Here is a 24,879-nt window from a genome sequence, read left to right on the forward strand (position 1 = left end):
GGACGGCTCGCGGGCTGGCGAGAAAACGACATGGACGTCCGCCCCCGTGTCTCCGGGTGATCTCTACTCGAAGCGGGTGGTGTCCCCCGCGCCGCGGCGGACGACCTCGGGCTCGCCGCTGGAGAAGTCGACGACGGTGGTGGGCTCGGTGCCGCAGTCGCCGGAGTCGAGCACCGCGTCCACCTGGTGGTCGAGCCGCTCCTTGATCTCCCAGCCCTGGGTCAGCGGCTCGGCCTCGTCGGGCAGCAGCAGGGTGCTGGAGAGCAGCGGCTCGCCGAGTTCGGCGAGGAGGGCCTGGGTGACCACGTGGTCGGGGATGCGGACGCCGACGGTCTTCTTCTTGGGGTGCAGCAGCTGCCGGGGCACTTCCTTCGTCGCCGGGAGGATGAAGGTGTACGCGCCGGGGGTGGACGCCTTGACGGCGCGGAAGACGTCGTTGTCGATGTGCACGAGCTGGCCCAGCTGGGCGAAGTTCGCGCACATCAGCGTGAAGTGGTGCCGGTCGTCGAGGTCGCGGATGGCGCGGATGCGGCTGATGCCGTCGCGGCTGCCGAGGGCGTAGCAGGAGTCGGTCGGGTACGCGACGAGCGCCCCGTTCCGGATGGAGTCGGCCACCGCGCCGATGGTGCGGGGCTGGGGATTGTCGGGGTGCACGTCGAAGTACTTGGCCATGCCGACCAGTCTATTTTCGCAGGCTCCGCCAGACGGCCTTCGCCGCATTGTGCCCGGACATGCCGTGCACGCCGGGGCCGGGCGGGGTCGCGGAGGAGCAGAGGAACACCGCCGGGTGCGGGGTCGCGTAGGGGCGCAGCGAGAGCGTGGGGCGCAGCAGGAGCTGGAGGCCGCGGGCGGCGCCGCAGGCGATGTCGCCGCCGATGTAGTTGGCGTTGCGCTCGGCGAGTTCGGCCGGTCCCGCGGTGGCGCGGGCCAGGACGCGGTCGCGGAAGCCGGGGGCGAAGCGCTCGATCTGCCGTTCTATGGCCTCGGTGAGGTCGCCGCGCCAGCCGTTGGGCACATGGCCGTACGCCCAGAAGACGTGCTTGCCCTCGGGGGCGCGGGAGGGGTCGACGAGGCTGGGCTGGGCGGTGATGAGGAAGGGCGCGTCGGGGGCGGTGCCGGAGGAGGCCTGGCGCAGGGCGGTGCCGATCTCGCCGGCGGTGGGGCCGACCTGGACGGTGCCGGCCCGGCGGGCCTCCTCGGCGGTCCAGGGCACGGGCCCGTCGAGCGCGTAGTCGATCTTGAAGGCGCTGGCGCCGTACTTGTAGTGGTCGTAGTGCCCGCCGAAGCCGGCGATCCGGGCGAGGGCGGTGGGCGAGGTGTCGAAGACGTAGGCGCGGGCCGGCGGCAGGTCGTCGAGCCGCTTGACCTCGAAGTCGGTGTGGACGGCGCCGCCGAGGTCCTTGAGGTACGCGGCGAGGGCGTCGGAGATCGACTGCGAGCCGCCCCTGGGCATCGGCCAGCCGCCCGCGTGCGCGGCGAGCGCGAAGACCAGGCCGACGGCGCCGGTGGCGAGGCCGTCGAGGGGGGCGATGACATGGCCGACGAGCCCGGCCAGGAGCGCGCGCGCCTTCTCGTCCTGGAACCTGCGCATCAGCCAGGTGGACGGCGGCAGCCCGGCGAGGCCGAAGCGGGCGAGGGTGACCGGGTCGCGGGGCAGCGCGGTGAGCGGCAGCTGCATGAAGTCGCTCGCGAGCGTGTCCCACTTGCCGAGGAAGGGGGCGACGAGCCTGCGGTACGTCCCGGCGTCGCGCGGTCCGAAGGAGGCGGCGGTCTCGGCGACGGAGCGGGCGAGGACGGCGGCGGTGCCGTCGTCCCAGGGGTGGGCCATGGGCAGTTCGGGGTGGAGCCATTCCAGGCCGTACCGGTCGAGCGGCATCGTCTTGAAGACGGGCGAGCCGGCGCCGAGCGGGTGCACGGCGGAGCAGGGGTCGTGGCGGAAGCCAGGGAGGGTGAGCTCCTCGGTCCTGGCGCCGCCGCCGACGGTGGGCTTGGCCTCGAAGACGGCCACGGACAGCCCGCGGCGGGCCAGTTCGACAGCGGCCGTGAGTCCGTTGGGTCCCGCCCCCACGACGACGGCATCGAGCATCGACGTCTCGTTCGTCACCTTCGGACTCCTTCGTCAGCCGATGGCCAAGGCTCCCAGGATAGGCGGGTGGGGAACGGCGTCTCACGCACCCCCGAGGAGCGTCCGGATCCGCTCGGCGGTCGCCGCGTCCCGGGCGGTCGTGAACGGCAGCGCGTTCCCCCCGGCTATGCGGAACGGCTCCCCCGCGATCGTCGTGGTCGCGCCGCCGGCCTCGGCGACCAGGAGGAGTCCGGCGGCGTGGTCCCAGGCGTACTCCCAGGAGAACGCGGTGCCCGCCAGCTCTCCGCGTGCCACGGCGAGGTACTCGAGCCCGGCCGAGCCGCAGGGGCGCGGACGGACGCCCTCGACCGCCAGGCCGAGCAGGGCGCGCTTCTGGTCCGGGGTGGTGTAGTCGGGGTGCGAGGTGGCGACCTCCAGGACTTCGCCGGGCGCCGGTGAACCCGACCGTATCGCCTGCCCGTTGAGGGTGGCGCCGCGGCCGCGCACGGCGACGGCGAACTCCTCCAGGACGGGCGCGTAGGTCCAGGAGGCGAGCACCTCGCCGCGCTGGGCGAGGGCGACGAGGGTGCAGAAGCCGGGGTCGCCGTGGACGAACTGCCGGGTGCCGTCGACCGGGTCGACGATCCAGACGGGGGCGTCGCCGCGCAGCGCCTCGTAGAGGCCCGGGTCGGCGTGGACGGCCTCCTCGCCGACGACCACGGAGCCCGGCAGCAGGGCGGTGAGGGACGCGGTGAGGTGCGCCTCGGCGGCCCGGTCGGCGACGGTGACCAGGTCGTGCGGCCCGTTCTTCTCGACGATGTCGTCGGCGGCGAGCTGCCGGAAGCGCGGCATGATCTCGGCCGCGGCCGCCTTGCGGACGGCCTCCTCGACCTCGGTCGGGCGCCCACCGACGACCTGCTCAAAGAAGTCTTCGATCATGCCTCCAGCTAAGCACGGGCCGCTGACAACCGGAATGCCGCACTTGTCATCCTCCGTTTCCCCGCGGAGCACCCTTTGGCTGATTTCACCCCTTACACACAGTGAACCGTGGCGGGGACACGCCAGGTGGGCAGGTACTTCACGGGGGTGACCGCGAAGAATTCCCGCCATGATTCACTGACTGGATTCACTGTTCTCAGTTCACAGTGCAGTCAATATGTTGAATGGGAGATCGGTTGTCCAGGGAAGGGGGGCAGGGTGCTTCACACAGCCGGCGGGAGTGTTCGGGACACCGCCACCGTCTTCCACGCCTCCGCCGCCAGATCCAGGTATCCGGCACCTTCGGATTCCTCGGCGACGCTCTGCGCCAGCCGAACCCCCTCGTGGCTCCGGCCCAGTCTCATGGCGGCCTCGGCACGCAGCAGCCTCGTCCGCAACCTGTCGTGGAAGGTGAGCAGCCCCGTCTCCTCCGCGGCTGCCGCCTCGGCCAGGGCGTCGGCCGGCCGGCCTTCCACGAGGTGCACACGGGCCGATACCGCCGTGAGTTCGGCGTGATGGATGGGTTCTCCCACGTAGCGGAACGCATCGGCCACCTCGTGGAGCCAGGTCTGGATCTCGGAGGAGGAAGGCTCGGGGCACCGCAGTTCGAGGGACACCGCGGCCAGCCTCAAGCGCGCCCAGCCGAGCAGGTCGCGTCGGCTGTCCATGGCGGACAAGGCCTGCGCGATCAGCTCCCTGCCTTCCTGGAAGAGTCCCTGCCGGATTCTCACACCGGAGCACGTCCAGTACGCCTGGACCGCGGTCTCCGCGGGGGCGTCGGCTGCCATGTGCAGGACGTCGGGAACGCGTGCGGCGGCCTGCGCCAGCAGGCCGGCCTCGGTTTCCGCGGCGATCAGGGCCAGGCGGACGCTCACCTTGAGGGCATGGGCACCGGAGGGAAACGCGTCGACCAGGGAAAGCGCCTCCTGGGCGGCGGTCCGGGCTTCGGCGATGCCCCCCAGCTTGCGTTCCGCCCCGGAAAGCTCGGCAAGCAGCCGGCCGAGCAGACAGGGAGAGTCCCAATTCCTGGTGAGAACGACCAACTGACGCAGATCCTCGCGTCGGCCGACGGGGTCCTTCTCGGAGCGGGCGAGGGAGCGGGCCCATAGCGCCTGCCAGGCCCAGTCCTCCGGAAGCCGCGCCGGTTGTCCGCAGCGCGACTCCAGCAAGTCCATGACCCTGGACAGGTCCTTGTCCGCCAGAGCCGTGGAGACCTCGGCCATGGTGGCGCCCCAGGAGTCCTGGACGCCGTCACTCGCCACCAGTTCGGCGACGCGGAGTCCGAGTTTCCCGGCCAGGTGGCGAAGGGTCTCTTCGGACGGCAGGCGACTACCGCTTTCGATGCGCGAGACATAGCTCGTGGAGACCGGCCCACCGGCCAGATCCCCCTGCGTCAGTCCGCTTTCGAGACGAAGTCTTCTCAGCCGCCGCCCGAAGGAAGGCTGCTCGATCTCCATGCAACGTCCTCTGATCCGATAGGAGAGTCACATGCCCCGCAGCGTTCGAAAGTTCACACCTATGCAACTCGCCGCTCACGTGATGATCGGCGACAGCGGCGCTACTGCCGGCATCGAAGAGATGTCCCTGATGCCCGTCGAGATCGAGTGGCCGTAATCGGGTGGCCGGAGCGGAATGCGTGTGCTCGATGACTGCCGATCTCACTCCGATGGTTGCCTTGTGGGCCGAAGCGGAGCAGCTGATGCGCCAGTGGACACGGTTCGACAGCGTTGACTCTCCGAATGAGTCAAGTGCAGACATGTTACGAGGCAAGTTCATGCCCCGTCCATGACTCGTACCGACTGAACGATGGACTCTTCGCAGAGGATGGAGCGAAATACTGACATATGTCAGCAATGGGGTCGGTCGGGGTCATGGCGACCCGGGCCCGGTAACGCCCCCCACGTCCGCGCTGATGCATATCCTCACGCCCTCATGGCATTTCCTTTGCGTGCGCGTCAGGCAGACAAGGGAAGTGGCCGAAAGTCGTCGACTTGTTTGGAGGGGTGGCTTGATCGGCCCGTGCCGACAGGAGACGCCGGACGCCATGCTATCGTCCTGAATCACTGCGCTCGACATGCGAATTTCCCGCGCGCGACCGGCACATGGAAGGAATATGAGGAACATTTCAGTCCGGCATGACGTGCCGTATTACGCGCAATGGGAATCCGCAGAGCTCGTCCCGGACCTGCTTTCCGGCCACACAAAGGCCGAGGATGATCCTTCATGGCGCAGTTCGGGGGCGGATACCGCCGAGGAATACGCCTTCTGGTCCTGGCGTATCTGCGGCATGGCCTGCCTGCGCATGGCCCTCGCCTACTGGAACCTCAACCCGCCGAATCTCATGACCCTGGCCCGGGAGTTCCTGGACGCCGGCGCGTACGTACGCCGTGAGGACGGCGTGGACGGCCTCATCTACGCTCCGTTCGCCGCGCACGCCGCGCGACGGTGGGACATCGAGGCCGAAGTCCACGGGACGCTGGCGATCGAGGAGATCCCGGACCACCTCGAAGACGGCAAGCTGGTCATGCTCTCCGTCCACCCCTCGATCCGCGAGCCGGACGGTACGCCGCCCGGCCGCGGTGGGCATCTGGTCCTCGCCGTCGGCTGCACGCCCAGCCACCTACTGATCCACAACCCGTCGGGCCTGCCTGGCGCATCGCAGCGTTTCGCCGAGGTGCCATGGCAGGCACTGCCTCGGTTCTTCGCGCAACGGGGCGTCACCCTGGGGATCACGGGTCGGTAGGGGCCGGGCCCGGCTCAGCCGAGGATGCAGTCGCTCCAGGTCTCATCGTCGATGTTGCCACCGGAGACCACGCAGAGTGCCACCTTGTGGGGATCGGGATTCCGCAGTGCGGCCGCGAACGCCGCCGCGCCCGCTCCCTCGGCCCGGATACCGGCCTCGGCCCACAGGATGCGCATCGCCCGGTGCAGTTCCACGTCGTCGACGGTGTGTACCTCCAGGCCGTACTCCCGGCAGGCCTGGAAGGACCGGGCGCCGATCCGCCGGACCAGGAGCCCTTCCGGCAGGCCCTGCGCAGAGTCCAGAGCGATCCGGCGCCCCGCCCGCAGTGACATCCGCATCGCCGGTGCGCCCTGGTACTCGACGCCCACGATCCTGGTGGCGGTGTCGCCCCACTCGGCGATGCCCGCCGCCACCAGGCCGCCCCCGCCCACGGGCACGAACGCGGCGTCGGGCAGGCCGGCCTCCTCACGCACCTCCCGGTAGAGGCTTCGATGGCCCTCGATGACGTCGGGATCGTCGAAGCTGTGCACGAAGATCGCGGCGCTCTCGTCCGCGTACCTGCGCGCGAGGACCTCGCAGTCGTCGTAGCCGCCCTCCACGAGGACGACCTCGGCGCCGGCTCCGGTGATCCTCTGCCGCTTGGCCAGCGGAGTCGTTCGCGGAACGAACACCCGAAGGGGTAGGCCGCGGGCCGAGGCCGCCGCCGCCAGACCGGACGCGTGGTTCCCGGTGGAGGCCGTGACCAGTGTGCTTCCGGCCGGTAACCCCGCCACTTTGTGGGAGTTGCCCCGGTACTTGAACGCCCCGGATATCTGGGCGGTCTCATCCTTGACCAGGATGCCCCGCCAGCCGTGCGGCTGGAGCCGGACGACGCGGGTGCGAATCGGCTGGAGTCGTTCCTTCAGTTGTACTGACATGACTGTCCCATCAGTGTCGTGACCACATGCGTGCGTTCACTCCATCGCCCGGTCAGTGACTGATGTCGTATTCCTTGACCTTGTCGCGTGCGGGACGGGAGTCGAAGTCCCCGGACGCGGCGATGACGAGGTCGGTGACGGTCCGGCCGCTTGCCGCGAGCGCCATCGGGAAGATGCTGCCGGACATCAGACCGGGCAGGGTGTTGATCTCCAGGAAGTAGACGTCGTCGTCCCTGACCAGGAAGTCGCAGCGCGCGAAGGTCGCCACCTCGGTGGCTTCGAACAGCGCGTGCGCGTACTCGCGGATGGTCTTGGTGGTCGGGTCCTCGGCACACAGTTCGATACGCGCACGCCCCTTGACGTGCTTCTCCTCGTGACCGAAGAAACCCTGCGACACCACCTCCGCCACCGGAAGGTCGACGAGGCGTCCGTCCTCCCGGTACACGCTGCAGGAGTACTCGCGGCCGCTGACGAACTCCTGCACCAGCACCTGGTCGTCGTACGGCGCGGCCTCCGCGACCGCCTTCGCCAGCTCCTGTTCGTCCGGATCGTTCAGGCACGTGGTGAGCAGCGAAGCGCCCATGCGGTTGGGTTTGACGACGACGCGACCAGGCCCGATCTCCCGCAGGACGCGCTGTGCGTCGAACGAGTCCGCGCGGACCAGAACGGAGCGCGGAGCGCGCAATCCCGGCAGCAGAGCGGTCGCCACGGCGGCCTGGAGGTACTTGTCCATGCCCAGGGCCGAGGCGAGTACGGGGCCGAAGTTCCCCCGGATCCCCGCGACTTCGGCCAGGCCCTGCCAGCCGCCGTCCTCGCCTTCGTTCCCGTGCAGCAGGGAGAACACGAACGCGCCGCCCGACCTGAGCCGTTCGATGGCAGCGCCCAGCGACAAGACCTCCCCCGCGCGGAGCGCGTTCTCGTCCTCGGGCCAGGGTCCGCCGCCGAAGAAGTGGACCGTACCGGTGCGGCCGACATAGAAGACGGAGTCGACCACGACGCGGTTCGGCTCTTTGAGCAGTTCGTGCAGTACATGGTGATAGCCGTGCAGGGATGCATCGTGCTCGGTGCTCCGGCCGCCAACAAGAAGGGTGATGTTCAAGGACATGAAACGCCCCGGGATTGATGGATGGAGTGGAGTCCTACAGGACTGCGACGCTCAAGCTAGGTAGGCCCAGACAAGGGAGTCAATGCATGCGTCAGCAATTTGACTGATAGTTGACAACCTGGGCTGAGAACCTACCCCTCACCCCCGCGAGCGAGGCTTCCAACGAAGCAACTAGGCGCATCCCTTGGCCTAAATAGGCACAACTACGACCCTTTCGCCGCACAGCGCGGAGTCATGAATGTGACTGCGATGTTGACTAGGTGTGCGGTCGCTCGTAGGTTGCTCGCCGGTAGCACCAAGCCCCCTCCGTTCATGAGGAGTTGCGCGTGACCCGTGAGAAGAATCTGCCCAGGCTCGTCTTCCTCGACGGTCCGGGCCCGCCTCCCCCGGCGTGGTACCTGCCGAAACTCACCGAGAACTTCGAGGTCCACATCCTGTGGGCCCCCACAGGGGATGCCGAGAAGGACGCGTCGCACGCCCGGACGCTCAGTCAGTTCTGCGCCCATTCGCCCCTCCTGGGCGGCGATGATGCCGTGGGTGCCGTTCTGGAGTTCTCCCGGAAGTGGCGTCCGGAGGGAATTCTCGGGTTCAGCGAGCTGGTCGTGACGGAGACCCATGCGGCGGCCCTCGAACTGGGGCTGCCGGCGAACTCACCCGAATCCCTGCCCGCCCTGAGGAGCAAGGAGGAGCAGCGCACCGCGCTGGCCAAGGGCGGAGTCCCGGTGCCGAGGTTCGCTTCCGTGCTCTCGCTGCCCGATCTGGTGAGGGCGGTGGCCGAGGTGGGCCTGCCCGCTGTCCTCAAGCCGTCGGCCGGCGTCGGCAGCATGGCCACCTACCCCGTCACGGAGGGCGTCGACCTGCCCGGGTTGTGGGACATGGCGACGTCCCGCTACACGGCGGATCCACGCGGGGACGGCTCGGTGCACTTCGTGCTGGAGGAGATGCTGATCGGCGAGCGGTGGCACGACGACGCCCGTTACGCGCCCTACGTCAGCGTCGAGTCGCTGGTACAGAACGGCTCGGTGACGCATTGCGCCGTGACCGACAAGCTCCCTCTGTCGGAACCCTTCCGCGAGAACGGCAACGTCTTCCCCTCCAGCCTCCCCCGGCATCGGATCGACGCGATCCTGGAGTGCGCCACGCAGGCCGTCCACGCCCTGGGCATCAGGAACTCCATGGTGCACACGGAAGTCATGCTCACGGCGGCCGGACCGCGGATCATCGAGGTCAACAGCCGGCTGGGGGGAGGCGCCATCGAGATGCTCCAGCTCAGCTTCGACTACGACGTCGTGACCGCGATGGCCGATATCGCCACCGGGCGCCCCCTCGCACCGATGGGCCCCCGACTGCGCTCGAGTTCCCTGTACGTCCCGCAGTCGCCTGCCAGGGACGTCACGCTCGCCCAGGTGCCGACCGTCGACCAGTTGACGGCCTTCGACGAGGTCGTCGAGGCCGAACTGTTCTACGGGGTGGGAGACCGACCGGACTGGGCGCGGGGAACGTCGGGCGGCAAACTGGCCCGCGTCATCGCGGCATCCGAATCGCCGGACGCGCTCCTCGACCTGGCCGACTACCTGGCCTCGGACCAGGCCTTCACTTACGTCTCCGACTGATTCCGCTGGTGACGCGGTGCTCACCGTGTCACCGGCGCGGCGGTTTTCGGGAAGGTACAGGCCGGAAGTCGCTGTCCGGCGGAAAGCGTGACACATGACGAATCCGAATCCGAATCCGAATCCGCAAGACGAGCTTGCAGCGGACAGCCGGGAAACCTCCGCACGGTCCGTCCAGGGCAGCGGCGTGTGGCGGAAGTGGACCGGTGCCCTCACCGGCCAGTTCTGGGTGGTCTGGGGTGCCACCCTCACCAATCAGCTGGGATCCATGGTGATCCCCTATCTGAGCTACTACCTGACACAGGACCGGAACGTCTCGCTCTCCGTCGTCGGTGCGGTGCTCGCCGCCTCCGGCTTCGGCGGGATCATCTCGCAGCTGTCCGGCGGGCTGCTGGTCGACCGCATCGGCTACCGGGCCACCATGACGCTGGGGATGAGCGGAACGGGAGTCTTCCTGTTCCTGCTGGGAGCGGTGGACCAGGTGGCCCTGATCGCCCTGTTCGCCTTCCTCGTCGGCCTGGCGGCGGAGATGCACCGACCCGCTTCGGCCTCCATGATCGCCGCCCACTACACCCCGGCCGACCGGCCGAAGGCCTTCGGCCTGTTGTACTGGGCCGTCAACCTCGGTTACGCGATCTCCATGGTCTTCGGCGGGTCGCTCGTCCGCCACGGCTTCACCCTGCTCTTCTGGGTCAACTCCGCCGCCTGTGTGATCGCCGGTCTCCTGGTGTGGTTCATGGGAAGGCCGACGGCGAGTCCCCTGCGGCCGGCCGATGCGGATACCCCGTCCGGCAGTTATCTGGACGTCGCGAGGGATCGGCTGATGCTGGCCTACCTCGGATCCTGGTTCGCCTACGGAGTCGTCTTCTGCCAGGCCCTGTCGACGCTTCCCCTGGCCATGAGGATCGACGGCATCGCGCCCTCGACCTTCGGCTACGTGATGGCCACCAACGCGGTCGTCATCATCGCGATCCAGCCCGTGGCGAGCCCGCTGCTCTCCCGTCTGGACCACAGCCACGTACTCATCGGCGGCATCCTCGTCCTCGGGATCGGGTACGGCGCGACGGCACTGGTGTCCACCCCCGTCGGGTACGCCGCCACCGTGGCCGTCTGGACGCTGGGAGAAGTGGCCGTGAGCTCCGTGAACCAGGCCGTCATCGCGTCCCTCGCACCCGCCCCGCTGCGCGGACGGTACTACGGCCTCTACGGCATGACCTGGTCCACGGCCGCGCTCGCCGCCCCCCTCATGGGAACGTGGCTCTTGCAGTGGCGGGCCGGGGGGCTCTGGGCGGTGTGTGTGCTCCTGTGTCTCGGTGCGGCGGTCGGCCAGTGGCTGCTGATTCCGAAGATCAGGGCGCGGTCGGCGGTGATCCGCCTCGCGGAGGCGGCGGGCTGAGCCTTCGGCGTCGGGCTGGCCGTGTGCGGCTCGCGGCCGGCGGGGCGGCGCCCCCGGCCGGCCCCCGCGCACCCGCGCCCGCCGCGGGCGGCAGGGTGACTCGTGCGCGGCCCCGTCGTTGATGCCCACGCAGGCCGGGACGGGTGTGCGGAAACGTCTCCGCACAGACAGGGCGGAGATCAGGTGGCACGGGTGCGGAAGCTCATGGCGGCGGTCGCGGGTGCGGTGATGGCGGTGTCCCCGCTCGGGATCGCGCCGCCCGCGCAGGCGGTCGTCGGCGGCCGGGAGGCGCGGCCCCATCAGTACCCGTTCATGGTGGGGCTCGTGGATCTGACGGAGCGCCGGGTGATGTGCGGCGGCGCGCTGATCGACGACCGGTACGTGCTCACCGCCGCGCACTGCCTGACCGGCTCGTACAGCGACACCGCACGCGTGGGCGTGCTCCTCGGCGACCACGACCTGACGCGCGGCGACGACAGCCCGCACGCGGTGCTCGCGAGCCCGGCCGCCTTCCTCACGCACCCCGGCTACGACCCCGCCACCCAGCGCGACGACATCGCCCTGGTCCGGCTGGCCGAGCCCGTCGTGTTCAACCGGGACGTGCGGCCGGTCGCCCTGCCCGTCCGCTACGCCCACGGCACCTTCGACCACACGCAGGTCGAGGCCCCCGGCTGGGGCACCACCTCCTTCGGGGGCCGTACCTCCGACGTCCTGCGGACCGTCGTCCTCGGCACCATGAGCAGCCCGGCGTGCGGGACCCGGGGCATGCCCGGAGTCACCGCCGCCCAGCTGTGCACGTACGCGCCGGGCCGGGACACCTGCCAGTACGACTCCGGCGGCCCGCTGGTCCACACGATCGCGGGGACGCCGTACCTGATCGGTCTGGTCTCGTACGGGAAGGGGTGCGCGACCGACACCCCCGCCGTGAACACCCGCGTCTGGTCCTATCTCAGCTGGATCGGGAGGACGGCCGGGACGCCGTCCCGCGCCTCATGAGGGCGGTGTAAAGGAGCAGCGCGGCCGCGAGGCCCACGGCCCAGCCGTAGTCGGCGAGCGGCTTGAGGAAGGGGATCAGGCCGTTCGCGGGGAACGGGCCCGTGCCCGGCGCCGAGTGGGAGCCGCCGACGGCGAGGACGCCGCCGACCGCGAAGGCGAGGACGGCCGCCGGGTTCCAGCCGCCCCGGTACCAGTACGGGCCGTCGGCCCGGTAGAGCCCTTCGAGGTCGAGGACGGTCCGGCGGACGAGCCAGTAGTCGGCGATGAGGATGCCCGCGACCGTGCCGAGGAGGCCGCCGACCAGGCCGAGCCAGGTGAAGATGTACAGCTCGGGGGTGGCGGTGAGCTTCCACGGCATGATGAGCACGCCGACGACGCCGGTGATCAGCGCGCCCGTACGGAAGGTGACCAGCCTCGGGGCGAGGTTGGCGAGGTCGTACGCCGGGGAGACGACGTTCGCCGCGAGGTTCACCGACAGCGTGGCGACCAGGACGGTCACCAGGGCGAAGAGCAGGCCGAAGACGTTGTCGGTCTTGGCGGCGAGCGCCACCGGGTCCCAGACGGGCGCCCCGTACACGGCCTGCGAGCCGGAGGTGACGAGCACCGAGAGCAGCGCGAAGAGGGTCATCGTGGTCGGGAGGCCGAGGGTCTGGCCGAGGACCTGGGAGCGCTGGCCCGCGCCGAAGCGTGTGAAGTCCGGGATGTTGAGGCTGAGCGTCGCCCAGAAGGCGATCATGCCCATGAGGGCGGGGAAGAAGACGGACCAGAAGTCGGTGCCCCAGCCCAGCTTCGACGGCTGGTCGAGGAGCGGACCGAGGCCGCCCGCCTTGACCGTGATCCAGACGAGGAGGGCGAGCGCGCCGACGATCACGAAGGGCGCGGCCCAGTTCTCGAAGCGGCGTAGGGCCTCCATCCCCCGGTAGATGACGGCCAGTTCGAGTGCCCAGAAGAGGACGAAGCAGGCCCAGAGCGTCCATGGCTGGCCGGCGACCTTCCCGGCGTCCGCCCAGCCGCCGCCGGCGACCTTGTCGAGCAGCACGAAGACGCCCTGGCCGCCGATCCAGGTCTGGATGCCGAACCAGGCGCAGGCCACGCCGGCCCGGACGAGGGCGGGCAGGTTGGCCCCGCGCAGTCCGAAGGAGGCGCGGGCGAGGACGGGGAAGGGGATGCCGTGCTTGGGGCCCGCGTGGCCGGTGAGCAGCATCGGCAGCAGCACGACGACGTTGGCCAGGGCGATCGTGAGGACGGCCTGCTTCCAGTCCATGCCGAGGGCGACGAGACCGGAGGCGAGCATCCAGGAGGGGATGTTGTGGGCCATGCCGACCCAGAGGGCGGCGAAGTTGTACGTGGTCCAGCGGCGGTCGGCCACGGGGACGGGGAGCAGGTCGTCGTTGACGAAGCGGGGGTCGTCCGGGACGGTGCCGAACGCGAATTCGACAGGGGCGTCGTGGACGGCGGAGGGGCCGGGTCTTCCGGAGGGTGCGGTTGCGGTCATGGACGGAACCCTTCGTTCGGGGGACGGAACGAGGCCGTGCGGGGCGTGGGGTTCTTGACCGTGCGGAGTCTCGTCCTGCCGGGCAGGGGCGTCAAGGGATGTCGTGACGGAAATGCCGCGAATGGGCGGCGGCTCGACGGAGCTCCGGATCCGGGATCGGCGGTCCACCGAGTCCCGTACCGGCTCAACCCGTCGGAATTCCTCGTGACCCGGGCCAGGCCGTCAGCAGAGCCAGCAATTGCGAAATTCGGCAATTCATCACATGATGGTGTGGCTGTGCCCGCAGGTAGCCGCGGGCACAGCCACCCGGCCGGTGCACTCCCGCCGGTGAGGCGAGGAGAGACGAGAGACCGTGCCGGTTCCGCTCTATCAGGCGAAGGCCGAGTTCTTCCGGATGCTCGGACATCCGGTACGCATCCAGATCCTGGAGCTGCTCCAGGGCGGCCCGCTCGCGGTGCGCGCGCTGCTCACGCGCATCCCGGTCGAGCCTTCGGCCCTGTCGCAGCAGCTCGCCGTCCTGCGGCGGTCGGGGATCGTCACGTCCAGCCGTGAAGGGTCCACCGTGGTCTACACGCTGGCCGGCGGGGACGTCGCGGAGCTGATGCAGGCGGCCCGGCGGATCCTCACCGAGATGCTCGCCGGACAGAACCAGCTCCTGGCCGAGCTGCTGGGAGCGGAGAAGGAAGCGGACCGGGAAGCCGAGGTCGCGTCCTCGTGAGCCCCGTGCACAGCGTCTGGACCCGGGTCCGTTCCCTCCTGCCCGTCCGCGCCGACGCCGCGGCCATGGCCCGCGACCCGCGACGGGACCTGCTGGCCGGGCTCACCGTCGCCATCGTCGCCCTGCCGCTCGCGCTCGGGTTCGGCGTCTCCTCCGGCCTGGGTGCCGAGGCCGGGCTCGCGACCGCCGTCGTCGCCGGGACGCTCGCCGCCCTCTTCGGCGGTTCGAACCTCCAGGTCTCGGGCCCCACGGGCGCGATGACGGTGGTCCTCGTGCCGATCGTGGCCCAGCACGGGCCGAGCGGTGTGCTCACCGTCGGGCTGCTGGCCGGGCTGATCGTGATCGGCCTCGCGCTCGCCCGCGCCGGCCGGTACATGGCGTACATCCCGGCCTCGGTCATCGAGGGCTTCACCCTCGGCATCGCGCTGGTGATCGGCCTCCAGCAGATCCCCCACGCCCTCGGCGTGCCCAAGCCCGAGGGCGAGCGCGTCCTCGTCGTGACGTGGCGGGCCGTCGAGGAGTTCGTCCGGACGCCGAACTGGACGGCCGTGGCGCTCGCCGCCGGCGTGGCCGTCGTCATGCTGGTCGGCGCCCGTCTCCGGCCGGCGGTCCCCTTCTCGATCGTGGCCGTGATCGCCGCGACGGTCGTGGCCCAGGTCTTCGACCTCGACGCGGCCGCTCCCATCGGCGAGCTGCCCGCCGGGCTTCCGGCCCCCTCCCTCGGCTTCCTGGACCTGTCCGCCCTGGGGTCGCTGCTCGCCCCGGCGGTGGCCGTGGCGGCGCTCGCCGCCCTTGAGTCGCTGCTCTCCGCGCAGGTCGCGGACGGCATGACGGTGGGGCAGAAGCACGACCCGGACCGGGAGCTGTTCGGTCAGGGTCTGGCCAACCTCGTGGCCCCGCTGTTCGGCGGTGTCCCCGCGACCGGCGCCATCGCCCGTACGGCGGTGAACGTCCGCTCGGGCGCCTCCTCCCGCCTGGCCGCGCTCACCCACGCCGCCGTCCTGGCCGTGATCGTGTTCGCCGCGGCGCCGCTGGTGTCGAAGATCCCGCTCGCGGCCCTCGCCGGCGTGCTCCTTGCCACCGCGATCCGCATGGTCGAGGTCGGGTCCCTGCGGGCGATGGCCCGGGCCACCCGCTCGGACGCCGTCGTCCTGGTCCTGACCGCGGTCGCCACGCTCGCGCTCGACCTCGTGTACGCGGTGATCATCGGCCTCGCCGTCGCGGGCGCCCTCGCGCTGCGGGCCGTGGCCAAGCAGGCGCGGATGGACCAGGTGGACTTCCGTGCCGACCTGCCCGGGGAGCACAGCGAGGAGGAGCACGCGCTCCTCGCCGAGCACATCGTGGCGTACCGCATCGACGGCCCCCTCTTCTTCGCCGCGGCCCACCGCTTCCTGCTCGAACTCTCCGAAGTCGCGGACGTCCGGGTCGTCATCCTGCGGATGTCCCGGGTCACCACGATGGACGCGACCGGTGCGCTCGTCCTCAAGGACGCCGTCGAGAAGCTGAACCGGCGGGGCATCGCCGTCATGACCTCGGGGATACGGCCCGGCCAGCGCCAGGTCCTCGACTCCGTCGGCGCCCTCGACCTGCTGCGGTTCGAGGGCCGGGAGTACGCCACCACCCCGGCGGCCATCGCCGGCGCCCGCGCCCACCTCCAGGGCGCCGGGCTCCTGCCGCCGCTGCCCGGCCCTCGGCCGGGCGCCGAGAAGGAGAGCGCCCGGTGACGGCACCCACCCATCCCTCCCGAAGGTGCGGACGGCCCACCGCCACCGGTTGCGAGAACGAGCCCCTGAGTACGAGAGAGCGGCAGCGATGACCATCGAGTGGCGATACACCATCCAGAAGGACCTCGGCGTCCTCTCCCTGGCCGGGTTCCTCGGGGCCGAGGCCGTGGACCGCTTCAGCGGCGCGGTCGGCTGGGCGCTGGCCCGCGGGACCGGGCCGGTGGTCCTGGACCTGACGGGCCTGCGCGGCTGGTCGGTGGGCGGTCAGCTCGCGGTCGCCGAGGCGGCCCGCCGCTTCCGCGAAGAGGGCCGGCCGATGGAGCTCGCGGCGATCCCGGCGGACGGCTCCCTCGTGCCGACCGGGGACCATCCGGCCATCCCCGTCCACTGCGACCTGCCCTCCGCCCTGGCCGCGCACCGGAGCGGGGGCGCGCATCAGCGGGAGTGGCGCAGCGACGACTGGCCCAGCACGCGGGCGTAGGTTTCCGGATTCCGCATATCGATCTTCAGCAGTTGCTAATGTTGGCAATTACCGAGGTCATCACGTTGTCGTGAGGGCGCGAGGATAGGGCCATGACGAAGAGATGGCATCGAACGGGGAGCCCGGCATCGACACGGTGGAGGCGGTGCGGATGAGTGCGCCGCTCTACCAGTTGAAGGCGGAGTTCTTCAAGACGCTGGGGCATCCGGTGCGGATCCGCGTCCTGGAGCTGCTGAGTGAACGCGAGCACGCGGTGAGCGAGATGCTGCCCCAGCTGGGCATCGAGCCGGCGCACCTCTCGCAGCAGCTCGCGGTGCTGCGCCGGGCGAACCTGGTCGTCGCCCGGCGGGAGGGAGCCACGGTCTTCTACTCGTTGACCGACCCCCAGGTCGCGGAGCTGCTCGCCGTGGCGCGTTCGATCCTCTCCGGCGTGCTGGCCGGACAGGCCGAACTGCTCGCGGACCTGCGGGCGTCGGCGGCGAAGCCGCCCGCCTGACGGCGGCCCTGGACCGGCGTTCGCCGCCACCGTGCCCCACTGATGGACAGCGACGGGAACGGTGGCGGCGAGCGCCACCTCAGTACGACGACAAAATCTCAACAAAGCACGCAAAGCGCGAGAAAAGTTCCGTAACTCCGGCTACGGGATGGCCCGTTAGCCGGTTCGGAAGAGTGCTCACCACCTGCGGGAGGGGCGTTCATGGGCTTGTTGCGCAAGATCCGGACGACGGGACGCGTGGCCGAACCGGCACCGCCGCCACCGGACGGCGAACCACTGCCGGCAGCCCGTGCTCTGCGGGGATCGGCCCAGGTCCGCTGCGTGGACGCCGGATCGTGCAACGGGTGCGAGATCGAGATCGCCGCCGCGTTCGGGCCCGTGTACGACGCCGAGCGCTACGGCGCCCGCCTGGTCGCCTCGCCCCGCCACGCCGACGTGGCGCTCGTGACCGGTCCGGTCACCCGGAACATGGCCGAGCCGCTGCGGCGCACGGTCGCCGCGATGCCCGAGCCCCGGATCGTGGTGGCCCTCGGGGACTGCGCGATCGGCTGCGGGGAGTTCGCCGGGGGGTACGGGATCGAGGGCGCCGTCGCCGACGTCGTACCGGTCGATCTGGCCGTGCCCGGGTGCCCTCCCGGGCCGGACGCCATCGTCGCGGCGCTGCGCCGGGTGACCGGCCGGTGAACCCGGTCGCGGCGGGACTCCTCACCGCCGTCTCTCTGTGCGCCGCCGCCGTGGCGGGCTCCGCGCTGCCGGTACGCGCCCGCGTGACCGTCTCCGGAATCTGCACGGCGGGGGTGGGAGCGGCGGGCTGCGCCGCGGGGGTGGCCGCGCTCGGCGGCGAGGCGTGGTCGGCGAGCCTGCCGGACCTGCTCCCCCTCGCCGGGGTGCATCTGGCCGTCGATCCGCTGTCGGGCCTCTTCATGGCCGTGGCGGGGGCCGTCACGGCGGCGGTCGCGGTGTACGGCATCGGCTATGTCGGCGGGCACGGCTCGCACGGTCCCGCGTCCCGTACGACGCAGGCGGTGCTGCCGCTGTTCGCGCTGTCCCTGCTCCTCGTACCGGCGGCGGCGTCCGTCTCCACGTTCCTGGTGCTGTGGGAGCTGATGGCGCTCTCCTCGCTGCTGCTCGTGCTCGCGGAGCACCGCGAGACGCCGCGGGTGCGCACGGCGGGGCTCTGGTACGCGGTGATGACCCACCTCGGTCTGGTGCTGCTCCTCGCCGGACTCGCCCTGTTCGCCGCGCACTCCGGCGGGGAGACCTTCGCGGACCTGCGCGCCGGGGCCGGCGGCATGTCACCGGCCGTACGGAACACGGTCTTCGTCCTGACCGCCGCCGCGTTCGCGTCCAAGGCGGGCGCGGTGCCGCTGCACGCCTGGCTGCCCCGCGCGCATCCCGAGGCGCCCAGCCCGGTCTCGGCGCTGATGAGCGGCGTGATGGTCAACCTCGGCGCCTACGGCATCGTCCGCACCGCGTTCGACCTGCTCGGCGGCGGTCCTTCCTGGTGGTGGACCGGACTGATCACGGTGGGCGGCCTGTCCGCCGTGTACGGCGTCCTCCAGGCGGCCATGGCCTCCGACCTCAAACGGCTCCTGGCCTACTCGACCGCGGAGAACATGGGCCTGGTCCTCATCGGCACGGGGGCCGCCGGTCTCTTCGCCCACGCGGGCAACGGCCCCCTTGCGGCGCTCGCTCTCGTCGCCGCCCTGCTCCACGTCGTCAACCACTCGGCGTTCAAGGCCCTGTTGTTCTGCGCGGCCGGGTCGGTGCTGCGCGCCACCGGCGAACGCGATCTCGACCGGCTCGGCGGGCTGCGGGCCCGGATGCCCGTCACCGCCGGTCTCTTCGCGCTCGGCGCGCTCGGCGCCGTGGCCCTGCCGCCCGGCAACGGGTTCATCAGCGAGTGGCTGCTCCTGCAGTCCCTCGTCCACGGGCTGCAGCTGCCGGGGGTCGCCGTCGCGATCGCGCTGCCCCTGGCCGTCGGGCTCATCGCGCTGTCGGCGGGCATCGCGGCGGCGGCGTTCGTCAAGGCGCTCGGCGTCGGCTTCTTCTCCCGACCGCGCGGGGACCAGGCCGCCGGGGCCCGGGAGCCGGGGCCCGCGATGCTCACCGGCATGGTGCTGCTCGGCGCCGGGTGCGCCGCGCTCGCGCTCGTCCCCGGACTCCTCGGGCCGGGTCTCGACCGGGCGGCGATCGCCGCCGGGCTCCCCGGCACGGACGCCGTCACCGGAGGGAGGGCCGCACTGCGGCTCGACGCGCTGTCGGCCTCCCTGTCGCCCGTCTGGCTCGTCGCCGCCCTCACGGCGGCGCTCGCCCTGGCGGCCGCCCTGCCCCGGCTGTACGGCAGCCGGCACCGGCGCCCGAACGCCAAGCTGTGGGACTGCGGCGGCGGGGCGCCGACCCCGCGCATGGCCTACACGGCGACCTCGTTCGCCGAGCCCCTCCAGCGCGTCTTCGACGACGTCCTCGCGCCGGAGCGGGACGTGGACATCACCCATGCCCGGGAGTCCGCCTACCTGGTGGAGCGGGTCCGCTTCCGCAACCAGGTCCCCGACCGGATCGAGCACCGCGCGTACCTCCCGGTGCTCGCCTGGCTCGCCCGCGCGGGCCGGGCCTCGCGAAGGCTCGCGACCGGCAGCGTCCACCTGTACCTCGGCTACGGCTTCCTCGGCCTGCTTGCCCTGTTCCTCGTCCTGGCGGTGGGTTCGTGAGCGCGTCCGGATACGCGGCGACGGCGTCGCAACTCGTCCTGGTCGTGGCCGGCGCGCCACTCCTCACCGGCCTCATGCGGCAGGTCCGCGCCCGGATGGAGGGCCGCGCCGGGGCCGGGGTGCTCCAACCCTGGCGCGACGCGCGCAAGTTGCTCCGCAAGGAGTCCATCACCCCGATCGGGACCGGACCGGCCTTCCGTACGGCCCCGGCCCTGGTCGTGGCGACCACGCTCGTCGTCGCCGCACTCGTCCCCCTGCTCTCCACCGACAGCCCGCTCGCCGGGCGCGGGGACCTGATCGTCGTGGTGGCGCTCCTCGCGCTCGGCACCGTCGCCCTCGCCCTGGCCGGGCTCGACACCGGGACCGCGTTCGGCGGCATGGGCTCGTCCCGGGAGATGACGATCGCCGCCCTGGTCGAACCGACCCTCCTCATGGCGGTGCTCGCCCTGTCGATACCGGCCGGAACCACCAACCTCGCGGCGATCGTCGAGGGAGCCGTGCACGACCCGGCCCGACTGGCGTCTCCCGCGGGCCTCTTGGCGGCCGCGGCGCTCGCCGTCGCCGTCCTGGCCGAGACCGGCCGCATCCCGGTGGACAACCCCTCCACGCACCTCGAACTGACGATGGTGCACGAGGCGATGGTCCTGGAGTACGCCGGTCCCGACCTGGCCCTGATCGAGCTCGGCGCCCAGCTGCGGCTCACGGTGCTCCTCGGGCTGCTCGCCTCGCTGTTCGCACCCTGGGGCATCGCCACCACCGCCTCGGCCGCGGCGCTCGCGCTCGCCCTCGCCGTGTTCGTCCTCAAGGTCGCCGTGCTCGGCACCGTACTGGCCGCGGCCGAGGTGTTCTGGGCGAAGCTGCGCCTGTTCCGCGTGCCGGAGCTGCTCGCGGGCTCCTTCCTGCTCGCGCTGCTCGCCGTGACCTCCTCGTACTTCCTGAGCGGAGCGTGAGCACCGGATGAGCGACAGCACGTACACCCAGCTGCTCGACCTGGCGTGCGGGGCGTTCCTGCTCGCCGCCGTGGTCATCCTGTGGCGCCGCGAGATCGCCGCGATCGTCAGGGTCTTCGCCCTCCAGGGCATCGCCCTCGCCGCGATCGCCGGCGTCCTGGGGGCGCACGAGGGCCGCGCGGACCTCGTGGCGGTCGCCGTCGGCATCGGTCTGCTGAGGGCCGGCGTCCTGCCGTATCTGATGCGGCGGGCACTCGGCTCGCTGACGGCCGGGGAGCGTCCGTACGACACGGACGGCACGGAGAGCCGGGAGACCCAGCCGCTGGTGAACGTGGCGGCCTCGCTGCTCACCGCGGCCGCCCTGACCCTGCTCGCGTACGCCGTGGCGCGCCCCCTGGTCGCGCTCGACCCGGGCCCCGCCATCCAGGCGCTGCCGGTGGGCCTCGCGGTCGTCCTCATCGGCTTCTTCGTCCTCGTCACCCGACGGCGGGCGCTCTCCCAGGTGGTGGGGTTCCTGCTGCTCGACAACGGCATCACCGCCACCGCGTTCCTCGCCACGTCCGGAGTGCCGCTCATCGTCGAGCTGGGCGTCTCCTTCGACGTCCTGCTCGCCGTACTGGTGCTCCAGGTGCTCACCGCCCGGATGCGGGCCGCGTTCGGCACGACCGACCTCGACGACCTGCGGGAGCTGCACGACTGATGACCGCCACCACCGTCCTCCTCCTCACGGCCCCCGTGGCCGTCCCTGTCGTCGTCGCGGGCGCGTTCGCCCCCGCCTGTCTCCGCACGCCGCCGGCCCGCGCACCGGGGCGCGTCTCCGACCGGCTGCCGCTCGTCTCCCCCGTGGCGGCCCTCGTCTGCGGCGCGGTGCTCGCCGCGCGCGTCCTCGCGGACGGCCCGGTCACCGCGCTGGGCGGCCTGCTGCGCGCCGACGCGCTGACCGCCTGGATGCTGATGGTCGTGGGCGCCGTCGCCCTGATCGCCTGTGCCACCGTCCCCTCCCACCTCGCCGGGGAGCGCGCCGCGGGCCGGGCCACCGCGCGGTCCACGGCGCGCTTCCACCTCCTCGTGCAGGCGTTCCTGGCGTGCATGTGCCTGGCGCTGCTCACGGCCGACCTGGGCGTGATGTGGGTGGCCGTCGAGGCGACCACCGTCGTCACGGCCTTCCTCGTCGGGCACCGGCGGGGCCGCACGTCCGTCGAGGCGGCGTGGAAGTACGTGGTGATCTGCTCGGCGGGCATCGCGCTCGCCTTCCTCGGCACCGTCCTCGTCCACTACGCGGCCCGGCAGGCCGGCATCGACGAGGCCCACGCCCTGGACTGGCCGACCCTCGTCGCGCACGCCGGGGACCTGAACCCGGACGTGACCCGCCTCGGGATCTCCCTCGTCATCCTCGGCTTCGGCGCCAAGGCGGGGCTCGTGCCCCTGCACGCCTGGCTGCCCGACGCCCACAGCCAAGCCCCCGCGCCCGTCTCCGCGTTGATGTCCGGCGTGCTGCTGTCCGTGGCCTTCACGGCGATCCTGCGGTACCAGCTCGTCGCCGACGCGGCTCTCGGGCCTGGCTGGACCCGCGCCCTGCTCGCGGGGGTCGCGCTCCTCACCCTGGCGCTGGCCACCGCGCTGCTGCTCGCCCAGCGCGACTACAAGCGGATGCTGGCGTACTCCAGCATGGAGCACATGAGCGTGATCGCCCTCGGTGCCGCGATCGGGACCCCGCTCGCCCGGGCCGCGGTGCTCCTGCACATCGCCGGGCACGGCCTCGTCAAGGCGGTCGCGTTCTGCGCGTCCGGCCATGTGCTGCGGCTGACCCGCACCACCCGTATCGGGCGGGTCCGCGGGCTCGTCGCCCGTGTCCCGTGGCTCGGGGCGACCTTCGGCCTCGCCGTCGTCGCGCTCCTCGGCTTCCCCCCGTTCAGCCTGTTCGCCTCCGAACTGGGCATCGCCCGGGCGGGGTTCGCGGCCCGGATGGGCTGGGTGACCGGTGCGGCGCTGCTGCTGCTCCTGATCGCGTTCGCCGCGCTCGCCCTGCGGACGGCCCGCATGGTGCTCGGCCCCGCGCCCCGACTCGAAGGCCCCGCGCCCACCGCCACGCCCGAGAATCCGGAGGCCGTGGCCGGGGCCGCCTGGCCCCTCGTCCTCGGCCTGGCCGCCTGCGCCGTCCTCGGCGTCGCGACCGGCCCGCTCACCGACGTCCTGCACGAAGCCGCCCAGGCGATCGGAGGGCACTGAGACCATGCGTACGCTCCACGAGACCGCCGTCGGCGAACTCCACACGAAGGCCGGTGAGTTGCTGGGATCGGGCCACCGTCTCGCCCTCGTCGCCGCCCACCACGACGAGGACCGTGTCCGCGTCGTGTACCTCTTCGTCGCGGGACGGCCGGACAGCCGTACCGAGCTCCATGTGCACCTGGACGCGGTCAAGCCCGAGATCCCGAGCCTGGCGGACATCTCCTTCCCCGCCGGGCGGTTCGAACGCGAGATGCGCGACCTGCACGGCGTCGTCCCGCTCGGCCACCCGCTGCCCCGCCGTCTGGTCCGCCACTTCCACTGGCCCAAGGGCTGGTACCCGATGCGCCCCGACGCCGGTCCCCCGCCGCCGTTCGCCGAGCAGGAGGGCCCCTACCCCTTCCTCGAGGTCGAGGGGGACGGCGTCTACGAGATCCCCGTCGGGCCCGTGCACGCCGGGCTCATCGAACCCGGCCACTTCCGCTTCTCGGTCGTCGGCGAGACCATCCTCAAGCTCAAGGCCCGGCTGTGGTTCGTCCACCGGGGCGTCGAGAAGCTCTTCGAGGGTCGCACCGTCGCGGCCGGACTCCCGCTCGCCGAACGCATCAGCGGCGACACCGCCGTCGGCCACGCCCTCGCCTACTGCCTCGCCGTCGAGGAGGCCACCGGCACCCGGGTGCCCGCGACCGCCCGGCGCGCCCGCGCCCTCCTCCTCGAACTCGAACGCCTCCACAACCACGTCGCCGACCTGGGCATGCTCTGCAACGACGTCGGCCACGGCATCCTCAACACCCATGCCCAGCGGGTACGGGAGCAACTCCTGCGCCTCGACGCGGAGGTCACGGGCCACCGGCTGCTGCGCGGCGGGGTCGTGCCCGGGGGCGCGGTCCTGCGCGCCCTTCCGGACACGGCACGCCTCGCGGCCATCGGCCGCGACATCCGGGAGATCGCCGGTCTCGCCCTGGCGCACTCCACCGTCCGCGACCGCTTCACCGGCACCGCCGTCCTCACCGCCGACGCGGCCCGCGACCTCGGCTGCCTCGGCTACGTGGCACGGGCGAGCGGGCTGCCAGGGACCGATGCCCGGGTGGCGCATCCGTTCGCCGCGTACGACACCGAGGTCTCCGTACCCGTGCGCGACACCGGCGACGTGCTGGCCCGGTTCCTGATCCGCGCCGAGGAGATCGACGTCTCGCTCGCGCTCGTCGAGCACCTGGCGGAGGGCCTGGGCCCCGGCGCGTGGGGCGGCCCACCGGACCCGGGGCGGGCCGGCGGCAGCGGTGTCGGCATCGTGGAGGGGTGGCGCGGCACGATCAGCACGCGGGTGGAACTCGGCCCGGACGGGCGGCTGACCCGGGTGAAGCCGGTCGACCCGTCCTTCTACAACTGGCCGGCGCTGCCCCTGGCCCTCGCCGACACGATCGTCCCGGACTTCCCGCTGACCAACAAGAGCTTCAACCTCTCGTACGCGGGCAACGACCTGTGACGGCGGGAGCGGGGCGGCGTCACTTCTGGGCGTGCTGGCCCACGTAGAAGAGGATCCAGACGAACCCGGCGAACAGGTGGGTCGCGAAGATGTACACGAAGACGCGCAGCATCACGCCGCGCTCCTTCCACTTCTCCGTGCCGCCGCCTCCGTGCTCCGGTTCCGTGGTCACGCCCCCACCTCCTGTTCCTCGGCCTTGCGCAGTTCGGCGAGCAGCTCCTGCTGTCCGACGAGCAGACCCGACAGGACGCGGCGGGCGGCGAGGAGGAGCTCCGCCACGTCTCCGCCGGCGAGTTCGTAGACGACCGTCGAGGCCTCGCGGGTCGCGGTCACGATGCCCGAGCGGCGCAGCACGGCCAGCTGCTGGGAGAGGCTGGACGGCTCGATCTCGATCGCCGCGAGCAACTCCCGCACGGGCAGCGGGCCGTCACTGAGGAGTTCCAGGACCCGGATCCGGACCGGGTGGCCCAGCATCCGGAAGAACTCGGCCTTCGCCTGGTAGAGCGGGACGGGGACGGGGCTCATCCTCGGCCCTCCTCGTCGCCCGTGTCGATGCCGTGCTTGCGGGCGAGCCGCAGCGCGTCCTCCAGCTCGTCCTGGGCCAGGGACGCCCCGTAGGCGTCCCCTTCCTCGTACGCCGCGGCCAGCCGCGCCCGCGCGGCGCGCACCCTCTCCACGACCGCTTCCGCGAACGTGCTCACGTCACACTCCCTGCCCCGCACAGTTCTGAGGATCGACATCTGCTGAATTGAAGAATTCTGCAATTCTAGCGCGTACTCGCC

The 24,879-nt window shown here is 71.6% G+C and carries 24 protein-coding genes; 14 read left to right on the forward strand and 10 right to left on the reverse strand.

What is annotated here, in order from left to right; translation table 11 throughout:
- Positions 1 to 63: 63 nt before the first annotated feature.
- The 4 genes from ACZ7HT_RS25585 to ACZ7HT_RS25600 all read right to left on the reverse strand — a co-directional run bounded on the left by ACZ7HT_RS25585 (position 64) and on the right by ACZ7HT_RS25600 (position 4,500).
- Positions 64 to 672: an L-threonylcarbamoyladenylate synthase gene (locus tag ACZ7HT_RS25585; protein WP_471170138.1), complete on the reverse strand. Its 609-nt coding sequence runs from the start codon at positions 670 to 672 to the stop codon at positions 64 to 66.
- A gap of 10 nt (positions 673 to 682) precedes the next feature.
- Positions 683 to 2,086 carry a phytoene desaturase family protein gene (locus tag ACZ7HT_RS25590; protein WP_471170351.1) on the reverse strand — a complete coding sequence of 468 codons (1,404 nt, stop codon included), beginning with the start codon at positions 2,084 to 2,086 and terminating at the stop codon, positions 683 to 685.
- Positions 2,087 to 2,167: 81 nt separating this feature from the next.
- Positions 2,168 to 3,004: an inositol monophosphatase family protein gene (locus ACZ7HT_RS25595; RefSeq protein ID WP_471170141.1), complete on the reverse strand. Its 837-nt coding sequence runs from the start codon at positions 3,002 to 3,004 to the stop codon at positions 2,168 to 2,170.
- 263 nt (positions 3,005 to 3,267) lie between these two features.
- Positions 3,268 to 4,500 carry a helix-turn-helix domain-containing protein gene (locus ACZ7HT_RS25600; RefSeq protein ID WP_471170144.1) on the reverse strand — a complete coding sequence of 411 codons (1,233 nt, stop codon included), beginning with the start codon at positions 4,498 to 4,500 and terminating at the stop codon, positions 3,268 to 3,270.
- A gap of 656 nt (positions 4,501 to 5,156) precedes the next feature.
- Here ACZ7HT_RS25600 and ACZ7HT_RS25605 point away from each other — a divergent pair.
- Positions 5,157 to 5,786: a C39 family peptidase gene (locus ACZ7HT_RS25605; protein WP_471170147.1), complete on the forward strand. Its 630-nt coding sequence runs from the start codon at positions 5,157 to 5,159 to the stop codon at positions 5,784 to 5,786.
- Between the two features lie 14 nt (positions 5,787 to 5,800).
- Here the strand turns inward: ACZ7HT_RS25605 and ACZ7HT_RS25610 are convergent, their stop codons facing one another.
- Together ACZ7HT_RS25610 and ACZ7HT_RS25615 are read right to left on the reverse strand one after the other, a co-directional pair.
- Complete coding sequence (locus ACZ7HT_RS25610; protein ID WP_471170150.1) at positions 5,801 to 6,703, reverse strand: pyridoxal-phosphate dependent enzyme; 903 nt, start codon at positions 6,701 to 6,703, stop codon at positions 5,801 to 5,803.
- 52 nt (positions 6,704 to 6,755) lie between these two features.
- Complete coding sequence (locus ACZ7HT_RS25615) at positions 6,756 to 7,808, reverse strand: D-alanine--D-alanine ligase family protein (protein ID WP_471170153.1); 1,053 nt, start codon at positions 7,806 to 7,808, stop codon at positions 6,756 to 6,758.
- A 326-nt stretch (positions 7,809 to 8,134) separates the two neighbouring features.
- Between ACZ7HT_RS25615 and ACZ7HT_RS25620 the strand changes: the two genes are divergently transcribed.
- From ACZ7HT_RS25620 to ACZ7HT_RS25630, 3 genes are all read left to right on the forward strand, one after another.
- Positions 8,135 to 9,421 carry an ATP-grasp domain-containing protein gene (locus ACZ7HT_RS25620; protein ID WP_471170156.1) on the forward strand — a complete coding sequence of 429 codons (1,287 nt, stop codon included), beginning with the start codon at positions 8,135 to 8,137 and terminating at the stop codon, positions 9,419 to 9,421.
- Positions 9,422 to 9,605: 184 nt separating this feature from the next.
- Positions 9,606 to 10,814 (forward strand): MDR family MFS transporter, encoded by a 1,209-nt coding sequence (locus tag ACZ7HT_RS25625; protein ID WP_471170159.1) that lies wholly within the window; start codon positions 9,606 to 9,608, stop codon positions 10,812 to 10,814.
- A 183-nt stretch (positions 10,815 to 10,997) separates the two neighbouring features.
- Positions 10,998 to 11,810 (forward strand): serine protease, encoded by an 813-nt coding sequence (locus ACZ7HT_RS25630; protein WP_471170162.1) that lies wholly within the window; start codon positions 10,998 to 11,000, stop codon positions 11,808 to 11,810.
- On the opposite strand, the gene ACZ7HT_RS25635 is transcribed toward ACZ7HT_RS25630, so the two are convergent.
- A complete protein-coding gene (locus ACZ7HT_RS25635) occupies positions 11,764 to 13,305 on the reverse strand; it encodes an NCS1 family nucleobase:cation symporter-1 (RefSeq protein WP_471170165.1) in 1,542 nt (513 codons plus the stop codon). The genes ACZ7HT_RS25630 and ACZ7HT_RS25635 overlap by 47 nt on opposite strands.
- Positions 13,306 to 13,657: 352 nt before the next feature.
- Between ACZ7HT_RS25635 and ACZ7HT_RS25640 the strand changes: the two genes are divergently transcribed.
- The 10 genes from ACZ7HT_RS25640 (at position 13,658) to ACZ7HT_RS25685 (ending at position 24,097) form a co-directional block, all read left to right on the forward strand.
- Complete coding sequence (locus tag ACZ7HT_RS25640; RefSeq protein ID WP_471170168.1) at positions 13,658 to 14,023, forward strand: ArsR/SmtB family transcription factor; 366 nt, start codon at positions 13,658 to 13,660, stop codon at positions 14,021 to 14,023.
- Positions 14,024 to 14,088: 65 nt separating this feature from the next.
- A complete protein-coding gene (locus tag ACZ7HT_RS25645) occupies positions 14,089 to 15,747 on the forward strand; it encodes a SulP family inorganic anion transporter (protein WP_471170354.1) in 1,659 nt (552 codons plus the stop codon).
- Positions 15,748 to 15,835: 88 nt separating this feature from the next.
- Entirely contained in the window at positions 15,836 to 16,228 is a 393-nt protein-coding gene (locus ACZ7HT_RS25650; protein WP_471170171.1) for an STAS domain-containing protein, read from the forward strand.
- Positions 16,229 to 16,379: 151 nt separating this feature from the next.
- Positions 16,380 to 16,724, forward strand: a complete 345-nt coding sequence (locus tag ACZ7HT_RS25655) for an ArsR/SmtB family transcription factor (RefSeq protein WP_471170357.1) — start codon at positions 16,380 to 16,382, stop codon at positions 16,722 to 16,724.
- A gap of 321 nt (positions 16,725 to 17,045) precedes the next feature.
- Positions 17,046 to 17,408 carry an NADH-quinone oxidoreductase subunit B family protein gene (locus ACZ7HT_RS25660; protein ID WP_471170174.1) on the forward strand — a complete coding sequence of 121 codons (363 nt, stop codon included), beginning with the start codon at positions 17,046 to 17,048 and terminating at the stop codon, positions 17,406 to 17,408.
- Positions 17,405 to 19,435 carry a proton-conducting transporter transmembrane domain-containing protein gene (locus ACZ7HT_RS25665; RefSeq protein ID WP_471170177.1) on the forward strand — a complete coding sequence of 677 codons (2,031 nt, stop codon included), beginning with the start codon at positions 17,405 to 17,407 and terminating at the stop codon, positions 19,433 to 19,435. Before ACZ7HT_RS25660 ends, ACZ7HT_RS25665 begins: the two co-directional genes overlap by 4 nt.
- A complete protein-coding gene (locus ACZ7HT_RS25670; RefSeq protein WP_471170180.1) occupies positions 19,432 to 20,385 on the forward strand; it encodes a respiratory chain complex I subunit 1 family protein in 954 nt (317 codons plus the stop codon). The genes ACZ7HT_RS25665 and ACZ7HT_RS25670 overlap by 4 nt, the downstream gene beginning before the upstream one ends.
- A gap of 7 nt (positions 20,386 to 20,392) precedes the next feature.
- On the forward strand, positions 20,393 to 21,085 hold the full coding sequence (locus tag ACZ7HT_RS25675) for a hypothetical protein (RefSeq protein WP_471170183.1): 693 nt from the start codon (positions 20,393 to 20,395) through the stop codon (positions 21,083 to 21,085).
- Positions 21,085 to 22,614 (forward strand): proton-conducting transporter transmembrane domain-containing protein, encoded by a 1,530-nt coding sequence (locus ACZ7HT_RS25680; RefSeq protein ID WP_471170186.1) that lies wholly within the window; start codon positions 21,085 to 21,087, stop codon positions 22,612 to 22,614. Before ACZ7HT_RS25675 ends, ACZ7HT_RS25680 begins: the two co-directional genes overlap by 1 nt.
- Positions 22,615 to 22,618: 4 nt before the next feature.
- Positions 22,619 to 24,097: a hydrogenase large subunit gene (locus ACZ7HT_RS25685; protein ID WP_471170189.1), complete on the forward strand. Its 1,479-nt coding sequence runs from the start codon at positions 22,619 to 22,621 to the stop codon at positions 24,095 to 24,097.
- 19 nt (positions 24,098 to 24,116) lie between these two features.
- Here ACZ7HT_RS25685 and ACZ7HT_RS25690 read toward each other — a convergent pair whose 3' ends face one another.
- From ACZ7HT_RS25690 to ACZ7HT_RS25700, 3 genes are read right to left on the reverse strand one after another with little or no spacing between them, the layout of a single operon-like run.
- Positions 24,117 to 24,269, reverse strand: coding sequence for a DUF6126 family protein (locus ACZ7HT_RS25690; protein ID WP_471170191.1), 153 nt, complete (start codon positions 24,267 to 24,269; stop codon positions 24,117 to 24,119).
- Complete coding sequence (locus tag ACZ7HT_RS25695; protein WP_471170194.1) at positions 24,266 to 24,622, reverse strand: ArsR/SmtB family transcription factor; 357 nt, start codon at positions 24,620 to 24,622, stop codon at positions 24,266 to 24,268. Before ACZ7HT_RS25695 ends, ACZ7HT_RS25690 begins: the two co-directional genes overlap by 4 nt.
- Positions 24,619 to 24,798: a hypothetical protein gene (locus tag ACZ7HT_RS25700; protein ID WP_471170197.1), complete on the reverse strand. Its 180-nt coding sequence runs from the start codon at positions 24,796 to 24,798 to the stop codon at positions 24,619 to 24,621. Before ACZ7HT_RS25700 ends, ACZ7HT_RS25695 begins: the two co-directional genes overlap by 4 nt.
- Positions 24,799 to 24,879 lie beyond the last annotated feature (81 nt).

This window comes from Streptomyces sp. NPDC037410, from assembly GCF_055602235.1.

What these genes read in the sequence shown, in the direction of transcription:
- ACZ7HT_RS25695 (WP_471170194.1), bottom strand. Translation starts at nt 24,622, where the DNA reads ATGAGCCCCGTCCCCGTCCCGCTCTACCAGGCGAAGGCCGAGTTCTTC.
- ACZ7HT_RS25645 (WP_471170354.1), top strand. Translation starts at nt 14,089, where the DNA reads ATGGCCCGCGACCCGCGACGGGACCTGCTGGCCGGGCTCACCGTCGCC.
- ACZ7HT_RS25605 (WP_471170147.1), top strand. Translation starts at nt 5,157, where the DNA reads ATGAGGAACATTTCAGTCCGGCATGACGTGCCGTATTACGCGCAATGG.
- ACZ7HT_RS25635 (WP_471170165.1), bottom strand. Translation starts at nt 13,305, where the DNA reads ATGACCGCAACCGCACCCTCCGGAAGACCCGGCCCCTCCGCCGTCCAC.
- ACZ7HT_RS25650 (WP_471170171.1), top strand. Translation starts at nt 15,836, where the DNA reads ATGACCATCGAGTGGCGATACACCATCCAGAAGGACCTCGGCGTCCTC.
- ACZ7HT_RS25685 (WP_471170189.1), top strand. Translation starts at nt 22,619, where the DNA reads ATGCGTACGCTCCACGAGACCGCCGTCGGCGAACTCCACACGAAGGCC.
- ACZ7HT_RS25590 (WP_471170351.1), bottom strand. Translation starts at nt 2,086, where the DNA reads ATGCTCGATGCCGTCGTCGTGGGGGCGGGACCCAACGGACTCACGGCC.
- ACZ7HT_RS25595 (WP_471170141.1), bottom strand. Translation starts at nt 3,004, where the DNA reads ATGATCGAAGACTTCTTTGAGCAGGTCGTCGGTGGGCGCCCGACCGAG.
- ACZ7HT_RS25585 (WP_471170138.1), bottom strand. Translation starts at nt 672, where the DNA reads ATGGCCAAGTACTTCGACGTGCACCCCGACAATCCCCAGCCCCGCACC.
- ACZ7HT_RS25680 (WP_471170186.1), top strand. Translation starts at nt 21,085, where the DNA reads ATGACCGCCACCACCGTCCTCCTCCTCACGGCCCCCGTGGCCGTCCCT.
- ACZ7HT_RS25600 (WP_471170144.1), bottom strand. Translation starts at nt 4,500, where the DNA reads ATGGAGATCGAGCAGCCTTCCTTCGGGCGGCGGCTGAGAAGACTTCGT.
- ACZ7HT_RS25675 (WP_471170183.1), top strand. Translation starts at nt 20,393, where the DNA reads ATGAGCGACAGCACGTACACCCAGCTGCTCGACCTGGCGTGCGGGGCG.
- ACZ7HT_RS25610 (WP_471170150.1), bottom strand. Translation starts at nt 6,703, where the DNA reads ATGTCAGTACAACTGAAGGAACGACTCCAGCCGATTCGCACCCGCGTC.
- ACZ7HT_RS25655 (WP_471170357.1), top strand. Translation starts at nt 16,380, where the DNA reads ATGAGTGCGCCGCTCTACCAGTTGAAGGCGGAGTTCTTCAAGACGCTG.
- ACZ7HT_RS25615 (WP_471170153.1), bottom strand. Translation starts at nt 7,808, where the DNA reads ATGTCCTTGAACATCACCCTTCTTGTTGGCGGCCGGAGCACCGAGCAC.